Consider the following 13953-nt stretch of genomic DNA (forward strand, 5'->3'; position numbering starts at 1 on the left):
GTTCCTGACCACCGTGCCGGAGGGCACCGACAAAAACTCAGCCCAGCGCTTCGGCCACTGCCGCGCCGAGCCGTTCTGTGGTATCCGTGCCGCCGAGGTCGGGCGTGCGCACCCGGCCTTCCTCGAGCACCCGGTCCACCGCGGCCCGGATCGCTTGTGCGGCAACGGTTTCACCCAGGTGCTCGACCAGCATCGCGGCCGCCAGGATCTGGGCCACGGGGTTGGCGATGCCTTGCCCGGCGATGTCCGGAGCGCTCCCGTGGACCGCCTCGAACATCGACGGGAATTCACCTGATGGGTTGATGTTGCCGGACGGCGCCATGCCGAGACCGCCGGTGATCGCGGCGGCCAGGTCGCTGAGGATGTCGCCGAAGAGGTTCGACGCCACGACGATGTCCAGCCGGTCCGGCGCCTGGACCATGCGTGCCGCCAGGGCATCCACGTGCATCTGTTCACTGTGGACGTCCGGGAACTCCGCCGCGACCTCGGCGAAGATCTCGTCCCAGAACGGCATCGAGTGGATCAGGCCGTTGGACTTCGTCGCCGAACAGACGCGGGCGGACCGCGTCCGCGCCAGCTCGAACGCGTACCGGATGATCCGCGAGACGCCGACGCGCGTGAAAACCGACTCCTGCAGCACGAATTCGTCCGGCCGCCCGGCGTTGTGCCGGCCGCCGATCGCGGAGTACTCACCCTCGGAGTTCTCGCGGACGATGACCAGCTCCAGCTCCTCGGCCTTCCGCCCGGCCAGCACGGACGTCGTGCCCGGCAGCAGCCGCACCGGGCGCAGGTTGACGTACTGCTGGAACGCGCGGCGCAGCGGGATCAGCAGGCCCCACAGCGAAACGTGGTCCGGGACGCCGGGAAAACCGACCGCGCCGAGCAGGATGCCGTCGAACGCCGACAGCTGCGCGACTCCGTCGTCCGGCATCATCGCGCCGACGCGGGCGTACCGCTCGCAGCTCCAGTCGAACTCCGTCCACTCCAGCGAGAAACCGAAGAGAGCGGAAGCCCGGTCGAGGGCCTTGCGGGCCTCGACCGTGACGTCCACGCCGATCCCGTCGCCGGGAATGCTCGCCAGGCGGTAGGCCGTCACAGGGCCACCGCGATGTACTTGGTCTCGAGGAACTCGTCGATGCCGACCGAGCCGCCCTCGCGGCCGAGCCCGGACTGCTTGATCCCGCCGAACGGCGCCGCCGGGTTCGACACGATGCCCTGGTTGAGCCCGATCATGCCGGCTTCGAGAGCCTCGGAGACGCGCAGCGCGCGCTTGAGGTCGCTGGTGAAGACGTAGGAAACGAGCCCGAACTCGGTGTCGTTCGCCTTCGCCACCGCCTCTTCCTCGGTGTCGAACGGCGTGATCGGGGCGACCGGCCCGAAGATCTCTTCGTGCGTCAGCCGCGCCTCCTGCGGGACGTCGGTGAGCACGGTGGCCTGGTAGAAGTGGCCCGGGCCGTCGACATCGGAGCCGCCGGTGAGCACCTTCGCGCCGCGGTCGGTGGCGTCCTTGACCAGCTCCGTCACCTTGTCCACGGCGTTCTGGTCGATCAGCGGGCCGACCACGACGTCCTTCTCGGTGCCGCGGCCCATCGGCAACGCCTGCATCCGCTCGGTCAGCCGCCTCGCGAACTCTTCGACGACGCCGCGCTGCACGTAGAACCGGTTCGCCGCGGTGCACGCCTCGCCGATGTTGCGCATCTTCGCCTGCATCGCGCCTTCGATGGCGGCATCCATGTCCGCGTCGTCGAAGACCAGGAACGGCGCGTTGCCGCCCAGCTCCATCGACGTGCGCAGGATCTTGTCGGCACACTGCTCCAGCAGCTTGCGGCCGACGCCGGTCGAGCCGGTGAAGGAGAGCTTGCGGGCGCGGCCGTCGCGGATGAGCGGTTCCATCACGCCGCCGGAGTCGCTGGTGGTGACGACGTTGAGGACGCCTTCCGGCAAACCGGCCTCGGCCAGGATGCCGGCCAGCGCGAGGATCGACAGCGGCGTCTGTGCGGCGGGCTTGATCACCGAGGTGCAGCCCGCGGCGATCGCCGGGCCGATCTTGCGCGTCCCCATCGCCATCGGGAAGTTCCACGGCGTGATCAGCAGCGTCGGCCCGACCGGCTGCTTCGTGATCAGGAACCGGCCCACGCCGTTCGGCGCGGTCGCGTAGCCGCCGTCGATGCGGACCGCCTCCTCGGCGAACCAGCGGAAGAACTCGGCGGCGTAGGCGATCTCGCCCTTCGACTCGGCGAGCGGCTTGCCCATCTCGAGCGTCATCAGCAGCGCCAGCTCCTCCTGGCGCTTCATCAGCAGCTCGTAGGCCCGGCGCAGGATCTCGCCACGCTCGCGCGGCGCCATCTTCGCGAAGTCGGCCTGCGCGGCGACGGCGGCGTCCAGTGCGGCGATGCCGTCCGCCGGCGAGGCGTCGGCGACCTGGCACAGCTCACGGCCGGTGGCCGGATCGACCACCGGGAACGTCTTCCCGGACTCGGCGGCCACCCACTTGCCGCCGATGAACAGTTCCTTGCCGACCGCCTCGACGACGCCGGACTCGGTGCTCGCACTCATCCCGACTGCTCCTCACGTGTTGTCCCGAGGGCCATGCTATGGATATTGTCAACAATCGACAACCCGCTCAGACCGACCTAGGAGCACGCTGCCATGGCCCAGCTATCTCCGCTGCTCAAGCAGGCAACGCCCGTCGTGGTCGACCACGGTGAAGGGGTTTACCTCTACGACGTGGAGGGCAAACGCCACCTCGACTTCACCGCCGGCATCGGCGTCACGAGCACCGGGCACTGCCACCCCCACGTCGTGCGGGCCGCGCAGGAGCAGATCGGCAAGCTCGTCCACGGGCAGTACACGACGGTGATGCACAAGCCGCTGCTCGAACTGACCGAGCGCCTCGGCACCGTGCTGCCCAGCGGGCTCGACTCACTCTTCTATGCGAACTCGGGCAGTGAAGCCGTCGAAGCGGCGTTGCGGCTTTCGCGGCAGGCGACGAAGCGGCCGAACGTCATCGTCTTCCAGGGTGGCTTCCACGGCCGGACCGTCGCCGCCGCGTCCATGACGACGTCCGGGACGCGGTTCAGCGCCGGCATCGGCCCGCTGATGGCGGGCGTGCACGTCGCACCCTTCCCCTACGCCTACCACTACGGCTGGGACGAGCAGACGGCCACGAAGTTCGCGCTGCGGGAGCTGGACTACCTGTTCCAGACCGTCTGCGCGCCGAACGAGACCGCCGCGTTCTTCGTCGAGCCCGTGCTCGGCGAGGGCGGGTACGTGCCGGCGAACACCGAGTTCCTGGCGGGCCTGCGCGAGCGCGCCGACCGGCACGGCATTCTGCTGGTCGTCGACGAGATCCAGACCGGCTTCGGCCGCACCGGGAAGTTCTGGGGCCACGACCACTTCGACGTCTCGCCCGACGTCGTGCTCATCGCGAAGGGCCTGGCGAGCGGCTTTCCGCTGTCCGGCATCGCCGCTTCGCAGGAGCTGATGGCGAAGGCGTTCCCCGGCTCACAGGGCGGCACGTACGGCGGCAACGCGGTCTCGTGCGCCGCGGCGATCGCGACGCTCGAGGTCATCCAGCAGGAGAACCTGGTCGAGAACGCCGCCGAGCGCGGCCGGCAGCTGCTCGAAGGCGCGCGCGTGATCGCGGACAAGACGCCTTCGATCGGCGAGGTGCGCGGGCTCGGGCTGCTCGTCGGCTCGGAGTTCACCACCGCCGACGGCGGGCCCGACACGGCGACCGCGCAGGCCGCGCAGCAGGCGGCGTCGAAGAGCGGCCTGCTGCTGCTCACCTGCGGGCCGTACATGAACGTCGTCCGCATGGTGCCGCCGCTGGTCGTGTCCGCCGAGCAGGTCGACGACGCGCTGCGCATCTGGGGAGACGTCGTCGCGTCGGTCACGGGGAGCTGAGGATGGCGCGGTACATCACGATCACCCTCGACAAGCGCGGGGTCTCGTGCCGGGCGCGGCTGCTCGACGACGAGGCGCCGCGGACCTGCAAGGCCGTGTGGGACGCGTTGCCGCAGAGCGGTTCGGCCTACCACGCGAAGTACGCGCGCAACGAGGTCTACACCCTCGTGCCGCCGTTCGCGGAGCCCAAGCCGGGACGGGAGAACCCGACGATCACGCCGATCCCCGGCGACGTCGTGTACTTCGGCTTCGAGGCGTGGGAGATCGGCAATCCGGCGTACGGCTACGACGAAGGCAGCGAGGCGCACAGCGACCAGGGCGCGACCGACCTGGCCATCTTCTACGGGCGCAACAACCTGCTGATCAACGGCGACGCCGGCTGGGTCCCCGGCAACGTGTTCGCCACGATCGAGGAGGGCCTGGCCGAGATGGCCGCGGCCGCGCAGGACTTGTGGCTGCGGGGCGTCGAAGGCGAGACGCTCTCGTTCGCACGAGCCTGAGCAGCGACCCGGCCGCGGTTTCTCCCGCGGCCGGGCTCGCTCAGGCCAGCTCGTCCAGCTCCGCGCAGTCTGCGGCGGACAGCGTGATGTCCGCGGCAGCGCAGTTCTCCTCGAGGTGCGCGATCGACGACGTCCCGGGAATGGGGATCATCACCGGCGAGCGGTGCAGGAGCCAGGCGAGGGACACCTGCGCGGGAGTTGCACCGGCGTCGGCCGCGATCTTGTCGAGGACTCCGCCCGCCGTCGTGTGGCCGCCGCCGGCGATCGGCAGCCACGGTACGAACGCGATCCCCTCGCGCTCGCAGTAGCGCAGGACGTCGTCGGACGCGCGGTCGGTCAGGTTGTAGCGGTTCTGCACACTGGCGATCGGCGCGATGGCGCGCGCTTCGGTCAGCTGCGCGACGGTGACTTCCGACAGCCCGATGCGGGCGACCTTGCCCTCGTCGCGCAGCCGCGCGAGCGCGCCGACCTGGTCGGCCAGCGGGACCTGCGGGTCGACCCGGTGCAGCTGCAGCAGGCCGAGACGGTCGAGACGCAACCGTCTCAACGAGAGTTCCGCCTGCTGCCGGAGGTACTCCGGCCGGCCCAGCGGAACCCACTCGCCGCGGCTCGGGCGCGCGTGCCCGCACTTCGTGGCGATGAGCAGTCCCGGGTACGGGTGCAGCGCGTCGGCAAGCAGCTCTTCGTTCAGGCCCAGGTCGTAGGCGTCGGCGGTGTCGAAGAACGTCACGCCGAGTTCGGCCGCGCGGCGGGCGACCGCCTTGGCGCCGTCGTTCACGTGGTCCCACTCCGTGAGGCGCATGGCACCGAAACCCACGCGATGCACGGAAAAGCCGTCTTCGAAGGAGTACGTCGAGGTCATGGGGGAAGCTTCACCCGCCGGCACTGTCACCCACCAGAGATTTAGCCTGAACTAAATCCGAGGGTGCGTGACAAGGTGATCACAGTGCGCAGCGTAAATGTGAAAAAGCTTCATGGCGGCGTACCGGCGGTACGTACTACGCTGCGGTAACCACAGCGACGGCGCGGAGGAGAGACTGCCGATGGGCGACGTGGCAGCACAGCTGGCCGAGATCGTCGGGGACAAGAATCTGCTCACGGGCGACGCGATCTCAGAGGACTACGCGCACGACGAAGCGCTGACGGCGGAGCCGCAGAAGCCTGCGTACGTCGCAAAGCCGGCGACCGCCGAAGAAGTAGCGGAGCTGCTGAAAGCCGCTTCGGAGCACAACGTCCCCGTGACCGCGCGCGGGTCCGGCAGCGGGCTCTCCGGGGCGGCGCGCCCACAGGCGGACGGTCTCCTCATCTCCTTCGAGCGGATGAACGCCGTCCTCGAAGTCGACACCGGAAACCATGTCGCCGTCGTGCAGCCCGGAGTGACGCTCGCCGAACTCGACGCCAAGACCGCCGAAGCCGGGCTCGGGTACACCGTCTACCCCGGTGAGCTGAGCGCGAGCATCGGCGGGAACGTCGGGACCAACGCCGGCGGGATGCGGGCCGTCAAGTACGGCGTCACCCGCAACAACGTGCTCGGCCTGCAGGCCGTGCTCCCCACCGGCGAGATCATCCGGACCGGCGGCAAGACGTCGAAGGTGTCCACCGGCTACGACCTCACCCAGCTGATCGTCGGCTCCGAGGGCACCCTCGCGCTCGCCACCGAAATCACCGTCAAGCTGCACCCACGGCTGGCGCACGGCGCCACGATCCTCGCCCCCTTCGACGACTTCGGCCAGGTGATGGCCGCGGTGCCCGAAATCCTGTCCAGCGGGCTCGCGCCGCACATCCTCGAGTACATCGACAACCTGACGATGGCGGCGATCGTCTACAACGAGAAGCTCGAGCTCGGCGTGCCGGACAAGATCCGCGAGACCAGCGAGGCGTACCTCGTAGTCGCGCTGGAGAACCGCGACAGCGGACGCCTCGGCGAGGACGTCGAAACCGTCGGCGAGCTGCTCGGCGAACTCGGGGCCACCGACGTCTACGTCCTCGAAGGCAACGCCGCGCGCAAGCTCATCGAGGCCCGCGAGAAGGCGTTCTGGACCGCGAAGGCGGCCGGCGCCGACGACGTGATCGACGTCGTCGTGCCGCGGACCGCGATGCCGCAGTTCATCGCCAAGGCGCGGGAACTCGCGATGGCCGCGGGCGGCGGCGCGCTCGGCTGCGGGCACGCCGGCGACGGCAACGTCCACCTCGGGATCTTCTGCAAGGACGCGGCCAAGCGGAAACAGCTGCTCACCGACATCTTCGCGTACGCCATGGAGCTCGGCGGCGCGATCTCCGGCGAGCACGGCCTCGGCCGCACCAAGGCCGGCTACCACCAGGACCTCGAAGACCCGGCGAAGATCCAGCTGATGCGCCGGATCAAGCAGAGCTTCGACCCCGCCGGGATCCTCAACCCCGGTGTTCTCTTCCCCGAAGGAACCGCATGAGCGAGATGAACGGCGCCCAGTCCCTGATCCGCACGCTGGTCGACGCCGGCGTGGAGGTCTGCTTCGCGAACCCCGGCACGTCGGAGATGCACTTCGTCGCCGCGCTCGACTCCGTGCCGGAGATGCGGGGCGTTCTCGCGCTGTTCGAAGGCGTCGTCACCGGTGCCGCCGACGGGTACGCGCGGATCGCGGACAAGCCCGCCGCGACGCTGCTGCACCTCGGCCCCGGCCTGGGCAACGGCCTGGCGAACCTGCACAACGCGCGGCGCGCGAACACGCCGATCGTGAACGTCGTCGGCGACCACGCGACCTACCACAAGCAGTACGACGCGCCGCTGGAATCGGACATCGAGGCGGTCGCGGGTTCGCTGGAAGGCTGGGTGCGCCGCTCCGAGCACACCAAGGACGTCGGGGCGGACGCTGCCGCCGCGGTCGCCGCCGCGCAGGACGCACCCGGCCGCGTCGCGACGCTGATCCTGCCCGCCGACGCTTCCTGGGGCGACGGCGGCGAGACGTGCGCGCCCATTCCGCCGCGCGTGCCGCAGGCTGTCGACGCCACCACCGTCAAGGACGTCGCCGCGGTGTTCGGTGCCGGCGAGCCGGTGGCGCTGCTGATCGGCGGCAGCGCGTGCCGCGAGGAGGGACTGCGCGCGGCCAGCCGGATCGCGACCGCGACCGGTGCGAAGGTGTTCGTCGAGACGTTCCCGTCCCGTCTGGAGCGCGGCGCCGGTCTACCGGTGATAGAGAGGCTCGGGTACCTCGCCGAGCAGGTGACCTACCAGCTCGACGGCATCAAGCACGTCGTCGTCGCGGGGACGAAGGCGCCGGTGTCGTTCTTCGCCTACCCGGGCAAGCCGAGCGACCTCGTGCCCGAAGGCGCGCAGGTGCACACGCTCGCGTCGGTCGGGCAGGACGTCACGCGCGCGCTGAACGAGGTCGCCGACCTGGTCGCCGCGGACACCGAGCCCGTGCTGGCGGAAGCGTCCCGGCCCCCGCTGCCGAGCGGGCCGCTGACCCCGCAGAACTGGGTCGAGGTGATCGGGGCGCTGCTGCCGGAGAACGCGATCATCGCCGACGAGGCCAACACCTCCGGCCTGATGCTCCCGATGGCGACCGCGGGCGCGCCGCGGCACGACGTCCTCACGCTGACCGGCGGCGCGATCGGCTACGGCATGCCGGTGGCGACCGGAGCGGCCGTCGCGGCGCCGGACCGGCCGGTGCTGAACCTGCAATCGGACGGCAGTGCGCTGTACACAATCTCGGCGCTGTGGACGCAGGCGCGGGAGAACCTGAACGTCACGACGGTGGTGCTCAACAACCGCGCGTACGCGATCCTGCGGCTGGAGCTGCAGCGCGTCGGAGCGGCGTCGGGCGGTCCGAAGGCGAACGAGCTGCTCGACCTGTCGCGCCCGGACATGGACTTCGTGAAGATCGCGGAGGGTATGGGTGTGCCCGCGACGCGGGCGACCACCGCGGAGGAACTCGCGGAACAGCTGCAGCGCGCCTTCGCCGAACCCGGCCCGCACCTGATCGACGCCGCGGTGCCGCCGCTGCTGTAAACCGGACTATTCTCCCGGCACACCCCGAGCCCGGGAGCGGCGGATGAACGACGACGAACACGCGAAGCGCGGGATCGACCTCGAGCGGCCGAACGCGGCGCGCGTGTACGACTACATGATCGGCGGCAAGCTGAACTACGCCGTCGACCGGATGTTCGCCGAACAGATCCTCGGGGTGCTGCCGAACGCGCGGCACATGGCGCTGGTCAACCGGGCGTGGCTGCGCCGCGCCGTGCGGTTCGGCGCGGAGCAGGGCATCCGGCAGTTCCTCGACATCGGCTCCGGCATGCCGACGGTCGGGCACGTGCACGAGGTCGTCCAGACGATCGATCCGACGTCGCGGGTGGTGTACGTCGACAACGAGCCGATCGCCGTCGCGCACAGCGAGATCGTCCTGGAAGGCAACGACAACGCCACGATGGTGCAGGCGGACGCCGAGTACCCGGACGAGGTGCTGGAGCACCCGACCACCGAGGCGATGCTCGACTTCGGCAAGCCGGTGATGGTGATCATGGCGGCGTTCGTGCACTTCATCCCCGACTCCCGCGACCCGGCCGGCCTGATCGGCCGCTACCGGGAGGTACTGGCGCCGGGCAGCCACCTCGCGCTGTCGTCCGGGACGTGGCAGGGGCAGGGCGACGAGACGCAGCGGTCGGTGTCGCTGTACGAGAAGAGCGGGACGCCGTTGACGCTGCGCTCGCCCGACGAGCTGACCGCGCTGGTGAAGGGCTTCGAGATCCTGCCGCCGGGAGTGGTGTTCACGCCGGAGTGGCGGCCGGACGAACCGCCCGAGGACCCGCCGGCACGCTCGGGCGGGCTGGCCCTGGTCGCGCGCAAGGTGTAGCGGCACGAGTCACCTCGCGGCTCGGACATCGGGTCCGGCTATTCTCGCGTCACACCTGACTCCGGGGAGCCGCGATGAGCGAAGACGAGTACGCCAGACGGGGCATCGACCTCGACAAGCCCAATGCCGCCCGCGTGTACGACTACATCCTCGGCGGGCAGCTCAACTACGCCGTCGACCGGATGTTCGCCGAGCAGGTGCTCGCCGCGCAGCCGAACGCGCGGGAGCGGGCGCGGCTCAACCGGCAGTGGCTGCGCCGCGCCATCCGGTTCGGGATGGCGCAGGGCATCCGGCAGTTCCTCGACATCGGCTCCGGCATGCCGACCGTCGGGCACGTGCACGAGGTGGCGCAGGCCCTCGACCCCACGGCGCGGGTCGTCTACGTCGACAACGAGCCGGTCGCCGTGGCGCACAGCGAGATCGTGCTGGACGAGAACGAGAACGCGGCGATGGTGCACGCCGACGCCGAGTTCCCCGACGACGTCCTCGAACACGACATCACCGAGATGATGCTGGACCTGGACCAGCCGGTGATGGTGGTGATGGCGCTGTTCGTGCACTTCATCCCGGACGAGCGCAACCCCGCCCGGCTCATCGCCGCCTACCGCGACGCGCTCGCGCCCGGCAGCTACCTCGCGCTGTCGTCCGCGACCTACGAGCAGCAGAGCGACGGCACCGCTCGCGCCGTCGCGATGTACCAGAAGAGCGCGAACCCCGTCACGCCGCGCTCGGCCGACGAGCTCCGCGCGCTGGTCGGCGGCTTCGAAATCGTCGACCCCGGGATCGTGTTCATCCCCGAGTGGCGGCCGGACGACCCCGCCGAAATGCCGTCCAACCCGGCGGACTGCGGCGGGCTGGCGCTGGTGGCGCGGAAGAACTAGGCGGCGACCAGCTCCGGCGCCGGTCGCCTCTTCGGGACCAGCGCCGCGAGCAGCGCGCCCGCCAGCGCGGCCAGCGCCGCCACCGCGAACGTGGCGCGGAAGCCGGACAGCGACGGCACCGGCAGCCCGCCGACACTGATCGTCAACTGAGCGAGCATCGCCGCCATCACCGCGCTGGAGATCGCCGTGCCGACCGAGCGCATCAGGCTGTTCAGCCCGTTCGCCGACGCCGTCTCGGTGACCGGGACCGACCCCATGATCAGCGCGGGCATCGCCGCGTACGCGATGCCGACGCCGGCACCGATGATCACCGACGCCGTGATGAGCTCGAGCGCGTTGTCCATCAGCACGATCGCGAACGCGTACCCGGCGGCGATCACCAGCGCGCCGCTCATCAGCGTCGGGCGCGGGCCGAACCGGGCGATGAGCCGCGCCGAAACCGGCGAAAGCAGCATCATCACCAGGCCGTTCGGGGCCAGCGTGAGACCGGACTCGACCATCGTCTGGCCCAGTCCGTAGCCCGTCGACGCCGGCGCCTGCAGCAGCTGCGGGAACGACAACGCCATCGCGTACAGCGCGAAGCCGACCATGATCGACGCCAGGTTCGTGAACAGCACCGGACGGCGGGCCGACACCCGGAGGTCGACCAGCGGGTCGCGGCGGCGCAGCTGGTAGGCGCCCCACCCGAGCAGGACGACGACGGCGACCGCGGCCAGCCCGAGCGTCGGCGCGCTGGTCCAGCCCCACGTGCCGCCCTTGACCACCGGCAGCAGCAGGCAGAGCAACCCGGCCGCCAGGCCGAACGCGCCGAAGTAGTCGAACGGCGCCGGCGTGCGCAGCGGCGACTCCGGCACGACGGTGAGGATCAGTAGCGCGCAGGCCAGCCCGAGCCCGGCGGCGGTCCAGAACAGCACGTGCCAGTCGGCGTTCTCGGCGACCACGGCCGCGACCGGGAGCCCGATGGCGCCGCCGACGCCGAGCGTCGCGCTCATCAGCGAGATCGCGCCACCGACGCGTTCGGGCGGGAGTTCGTCGCGCATGATGCTGATGCCGAGGGGGATGACGCCCATCGCGCAGCCCTGCAGGCCGCGGCCGAGGATCTGGAACGCGAGCGCGCTGGTCGTCGCGGACACCACCGAGCCGGCGATGAGCACCGCGAGGCTGACGAGGATCATCCGGCGCTTGCCGTAGAGGTCGCCGAGCCGGCCGCTGACCGGGGTGATCACGGACGCGGCCAGCAGCGTCACGGTGACCACCCAGGACGCGTCGGCCGCCGAGGCGTGGAGCAGCCGCGGGAAGACCGGGATCAGCGGCACGACCAGTGTCTGCATGAACGACGCGACGAGCCCGCACGAGGCGAGCACCACGACGATCGCCCGGCCGGACGGCGCGGAACGGGACACCACCACACCCCCAGTGTGTACTTAGTACGCGTCATGCAACTTCATGCACTGTACCTACGGGGTGACGGGTTTCCGTACTACTGGCGGCTTCGTCACAGCCAGGTGCGCACGCCTCCGTGTCCGGAGCAGGTGCCGGAGCGGTGCTGGCTGTAGCTGTACGTGCCGTCCTTGCAGAGGGCCGTTGCGCCGGACGGGTTGTCGCTGGGCCGGTGGACGCAGTTGCCGTCCGAGTTGCGGTAGTAGTCCGCGCCGCAGGCGGTGGGTGCCGGCGCGGCCGGGGCAGTGGTCTTCGGCGTTCTGGTGGTTTTCGGCGCGGTCGTCTTCGGGGGCGGCGGGGTCGCCTTCAGGGCCGGTGGGGTCGTGGCGACCACCGGCGCTTCGGTCGTGACCGGGACCGACGTCGGCGTCTCGGTCGGCGCCGAGTACGTCGGGATCGAGTACGTCGGGATCGAGTACGTCGAAGTAGTGGGGGCGACAACCCCGAGATTGCCGGCGTCCTTGGGCGGCACGGAACCGACTCCGCACCCCGCGACCAGGACACCCGCGGCCAGCGCCGCACCGATCTTCATCCGCACGCCGACTCCCTTGGCATTCACGAAGCAATGCCGCAGGAGTCGACGGAACGCGCCCGGCTGTTACGCCGGTTCTCCTAAACTTTCGGTATGTCCTGGTTACGGCGGTACGCGGCGGAGCTCGCGGTCGTCGCCGCGGTGCTCGTCGGGTCGCTCTTCACCGTCCTCAACGACGGCGCCAAGCCCGCCCACCACGCCGCGGCCGGGTGGGTGCTCACCGTTCTCTGCTGCGTCGCGCTGTTCCTGCGGCGCCGGTACCCGCTGAGCGTCGCCGGGTTCGCTCTCCTTTGCTGCGCGCTGTACTACCCGCTGACCGATCCCGACGGCCTGGTGCTGCTCGCCTTCGCGTACGCGCTCTACAACGCCGCCGCGGCCGGGCGGATCCGTGGCGCCGCGCTGCTCGTCGTGGCCGCGATGGCCGGCGTCGCGGCCGGGGAGATCAGCTCGCGGACCGGGCGGCACGTCGACAACTTCGCGTTCTTCCTGATGACCGGCTGGTTCGTCGCGCTGGTCGCCGGCGGCGCCGTCGCGCACTACCGCGCCGAAGCCGAACGCACCAAGGAGGCGGAGGCCCGGGCGCGCGCCACCGAAGAGCGCCTGCGCATCGCGCGCGAACTGCACGACGTTCTCGGCCACCATCTATCACTGATCAATGTCCAGGCCGGCGCCGCGCTGCACCGCCGTGACCCGGAGCAGGCCGAGGAGGCGCTCGGGGCGATCAAGGACGCCAGCAAGACCGCACTCCAGGAGTTGCGCGCGACGCTCGGCATGCTCCGCCGGACCGGCGAGCCGAGCCTTCAGCGCGTCGCGGAGCTGATCGAGTCGGCCGGCGCGTCCGGGATGACCGTGCGCACTGAGATCGACGGCGTCGCGCGGGACCTGCCGCCGGCTGTCGAGCATGCGGCGTTCCGGGTGGTGCAGGAGGCGTTAACGAACGTTAGCAAGCACGCCGGCGCGAAGACGGTCGTCGTCCGGCTCGGTTACGGCGCCGACGAGCTGTCCGTGCAGGTCGACGACGACGGCCGCGGCGGTGCGGCACCCGCGGGCAACGGGATCCGCGGGATGACCGAACGCGCGAGGGCTCTCGGCGGCGAGGTGACCGCGGCGCCGCGCGAGGGCGGCGGTTACCGGGTGCGCGCCCGGCTGCCGGTGCGATGATGGGCCGATGATCCGGGTCCTGCTCGTCGACGACCAGCGGCTGGTCCGCGCCGGCTTCCGGTCCATTTTGGACGGCGAGGACGACATCGACGTCGTGGCCGAAGCCGCGAACGGCCGCGAGGCGCTGCAGGCCGCGCACGACCACCAGCCGGACGTCGTGCTGATGGACATCCGCATGCCGGTGCTCGACGGCCTCGCCGCCACCCGGCACCTGCTCGAAGACCCGGGCGTGCCGGCGAAGGTCGTCATCCTCACGACGTTCGACCTCGACGAAGACGTCTACGGCGCGCTGCGCGCGGGCGCGAGCGGGTTCCTGGTCAAGGACACCGAGCCCGAGGAGCTGATCCACGCCGTCCGCGTGGTCGCCCGCGGCGACGCGCTGCTGGCGCCGTCGATCACCCGGCGGCTGATCGCGGAGTTCGCCGCGCGCGTCACCCGGCCGGCGCCGTCGCCGGCCCTCGACCGGCTCACCGACCGCGAACGCGAGGTCCTGGGCCTGGTGGCGGCCGGACTGTCGAACGACGAGATCGCCCGCGAGCTGACGCTCAGCCCGGCGACGGCGAAGACGCACGTCAGCCGCATCATGACCAAGACCGGTACGCGGGACCGGGCCCAGCTCGTCGTCCTCGCCTACGAGTCGGGCGCGGTGACGCCGCGCTGGCTGACTCCCTGAGCCGTACTCCCGCGGGGGTACGGGAAAC

General features: G+C 70.7%; 13 protein-coding genes. 8 read left to right on the forward strand and 5 right to left on the reverse strand.

Annotation, left to right across the window (positions count from 1 at the left end; all coding sequences use genetic code 11):
* Window positions 1-37: 37 nt before the first annotated feature.
* Window positions 38-1096 (reverse strand): tartrate dehydrogenase, encoded by a 1059-nt coding sequence (locus tag C2L59_RS05700; RefSeq protein WP_103348455.1) that lies wholly within the window; start codon window positions 1094-1096, stop codon window positions 38-40.
* Window positions 1093-2556, reverse strand: a complete 1464-nt coding sequence (locus C2L59_RS05705) for an NAD-dependent succinate-semialdehyde dehydrogenase (protein ID WP_103348456.1) — start codon at window positions 2554-2556, stop codon at window positions 1093-1095. The genes C2L59_RS05700 and C2L59_RS05705 overlap by 4 nt, the downstream gene beginning before the upstream one ends.
* A gap of 93 nt (window positions 2557-2649) precedes the next feature.
* Between C2L59_RS05705 and C2L59_RS05710 the strand changes: the two genes are divergently transcribed.
* A complete protein-coding gene (locus C2L59_RS05710; protein ID WP_103348457.1) occupies window positions 2650-3906 on the forward strand; it encodes an aspartate aminotransferase family protein in 1257 nt (418 codons plus the stop codon).
* Window positions 3907-3908: 2 nt separating this feature from the next.
* On the forward strand, window positions 3909-4406 hold the full coding sequence (locus tag C2L59_RS05715; RefSeq protein ID WP_003079597.1) for a DUF3830 family protein: 498 nt from the start codon (window positions 3909-3911) through the stop codon (window positions 4404-4406).
* 40 nt (window positions 4407-4446) lie between these two features.
* Here C2L59_RS05715 and C2L59_RS05720 read toward each other — a convergent pair whose 3' ends face one another.
* Window positions 4447-5268 carry an aldo/keto reductase gene (locus tag C2L59_RS05720; RefSeq protein ID WP_103348458.1) on the reverse strand — a complete coding sequence of 274 codons (822 nt, stop codon included), beginning with the start codon at window positions 5266-5268 and terminating at the stop codon, window positions 4447-4449.
* 181 nt (window positions 5269-5449) lie between these two features.
* Here C2L59_RS05720 and C2L59_RS05725 point away from each other — a divergent pair, with 181 nt between their 5' ends.
* The 4 genes from C2L59_RS05725 (at window position 5450) to C2L59_RS05740 (ending at window position 10119) form a co-directional block, all read left to right on the forward strand.
* Window positions 5450-6835 carry an FAD-binding oxidoreductase gene (locus tag C2L59_RS05725; RefSeq protein ID WP_103348459.1) on the forward strand — a complete coding sequence of 462 codons (1386 nt, stop codon included), beginning with the start codon at window positions 5450-5452 and terminating at the stop codon, window positions 6833-6835.
* Window positions 6836-6840: 5 nt separating this feature from the next.
* Entirely contained in the window at window positions 6841-8394 is a 1554-nt protein-coding gene (locus tag C2L59_RS05730; protein WP_199198936.1) for an acetolactate synthase large subunit, read from the forward strand.
* Window positions 8395-8437: 43 nt separating this feature from the next.
* The gene (locus C2L59_RS05735; protein ID WP_103348461.1) at window positions 8438-9238 is read left to right on the forward strand and encodes an SAM-dependent methyltransferase; all 801 of its coding nucleotides are present in this window, start codon (window positions 8438-8440) and stop codon (window positions 9236-9238) included.
* A gap of 74 nt (window positions 9239-9312) precedes the next feature.
* Window positions 9313-10119: an SAM-dependent methyltransferase gene (locus C2L59_RS05740; protein WP_103348462.1), complete on the forward strand. Its 807-nt coding sequence runs from the start codon at window positions 9313-9315 to the stop codon at window positions 10117-10119.
* On the opposite strand, the gene C2L59_RS05745 is transcribed toward C2L59_RS05740, so the two are convergent.
* The gene (locus C2L59_RS05745) at window positions 10116-11528 is read right to left on the reverse strand and encodes an MFS transporter (protein ID WP_103348463.1); all 1413 of its coding nucleotides are present in this window, start codon (window positions 11526-11528) and stop codon (window positions 10116-10118) included. The genes C2L59_RS05740 and C2L59_RS05745 overlap by 4 nt on opposite strands.
* 86 nt (window positions 11529-11614) lie before the next feature.
* Entirely contained in the window at window positions 11615-12091 is a 477-nt protein-coding gene (locus C2L59_RS05750) for a DUF3761 domain-containing protein (protein ID WP_103348464.1), read from the reverse strand.
* Between the two features lie 93 nt (window positions 12092-12184).
* On the opposite strand from C2L59_RS05750, the gene C2L59_RS05755 reads away from it, so the two are divergent.
* Complete coding sequence (locus C2L59_RS05755; RefSeq protein WP_103348465.1) at window positions 12185-13252, forward strand: sensor histidine kinase; 1068 nt, start codon at window positions 12185-12187, stop codon at window positions 13250-13252.
* Window positions 13253-13259: 7 nt separating this feature from the next.
* Window positions 13260-13925, forward strand: a complete 666-nt coding sequence (locus tag C2L59_RS05760; protein ID WP_103348466.1) for a response regulator transcription factor — start codon at window positions 13260-13262, stop codon at window positions 13923-13925.
* Window positions 13926-13953 lie beyond the last annotated feature (28 nt).

It is taken from the genome of Amycolatopsis sp. CA-128772 (genome assembly GCF_002904295.1).
In the GTDB taxonomy this organism is placed as follows: Bacteria; Actinomycetota; Actinomycetes; order Mycobacteriales; family Pseudonocardiaceae; genus Amycolatopsis.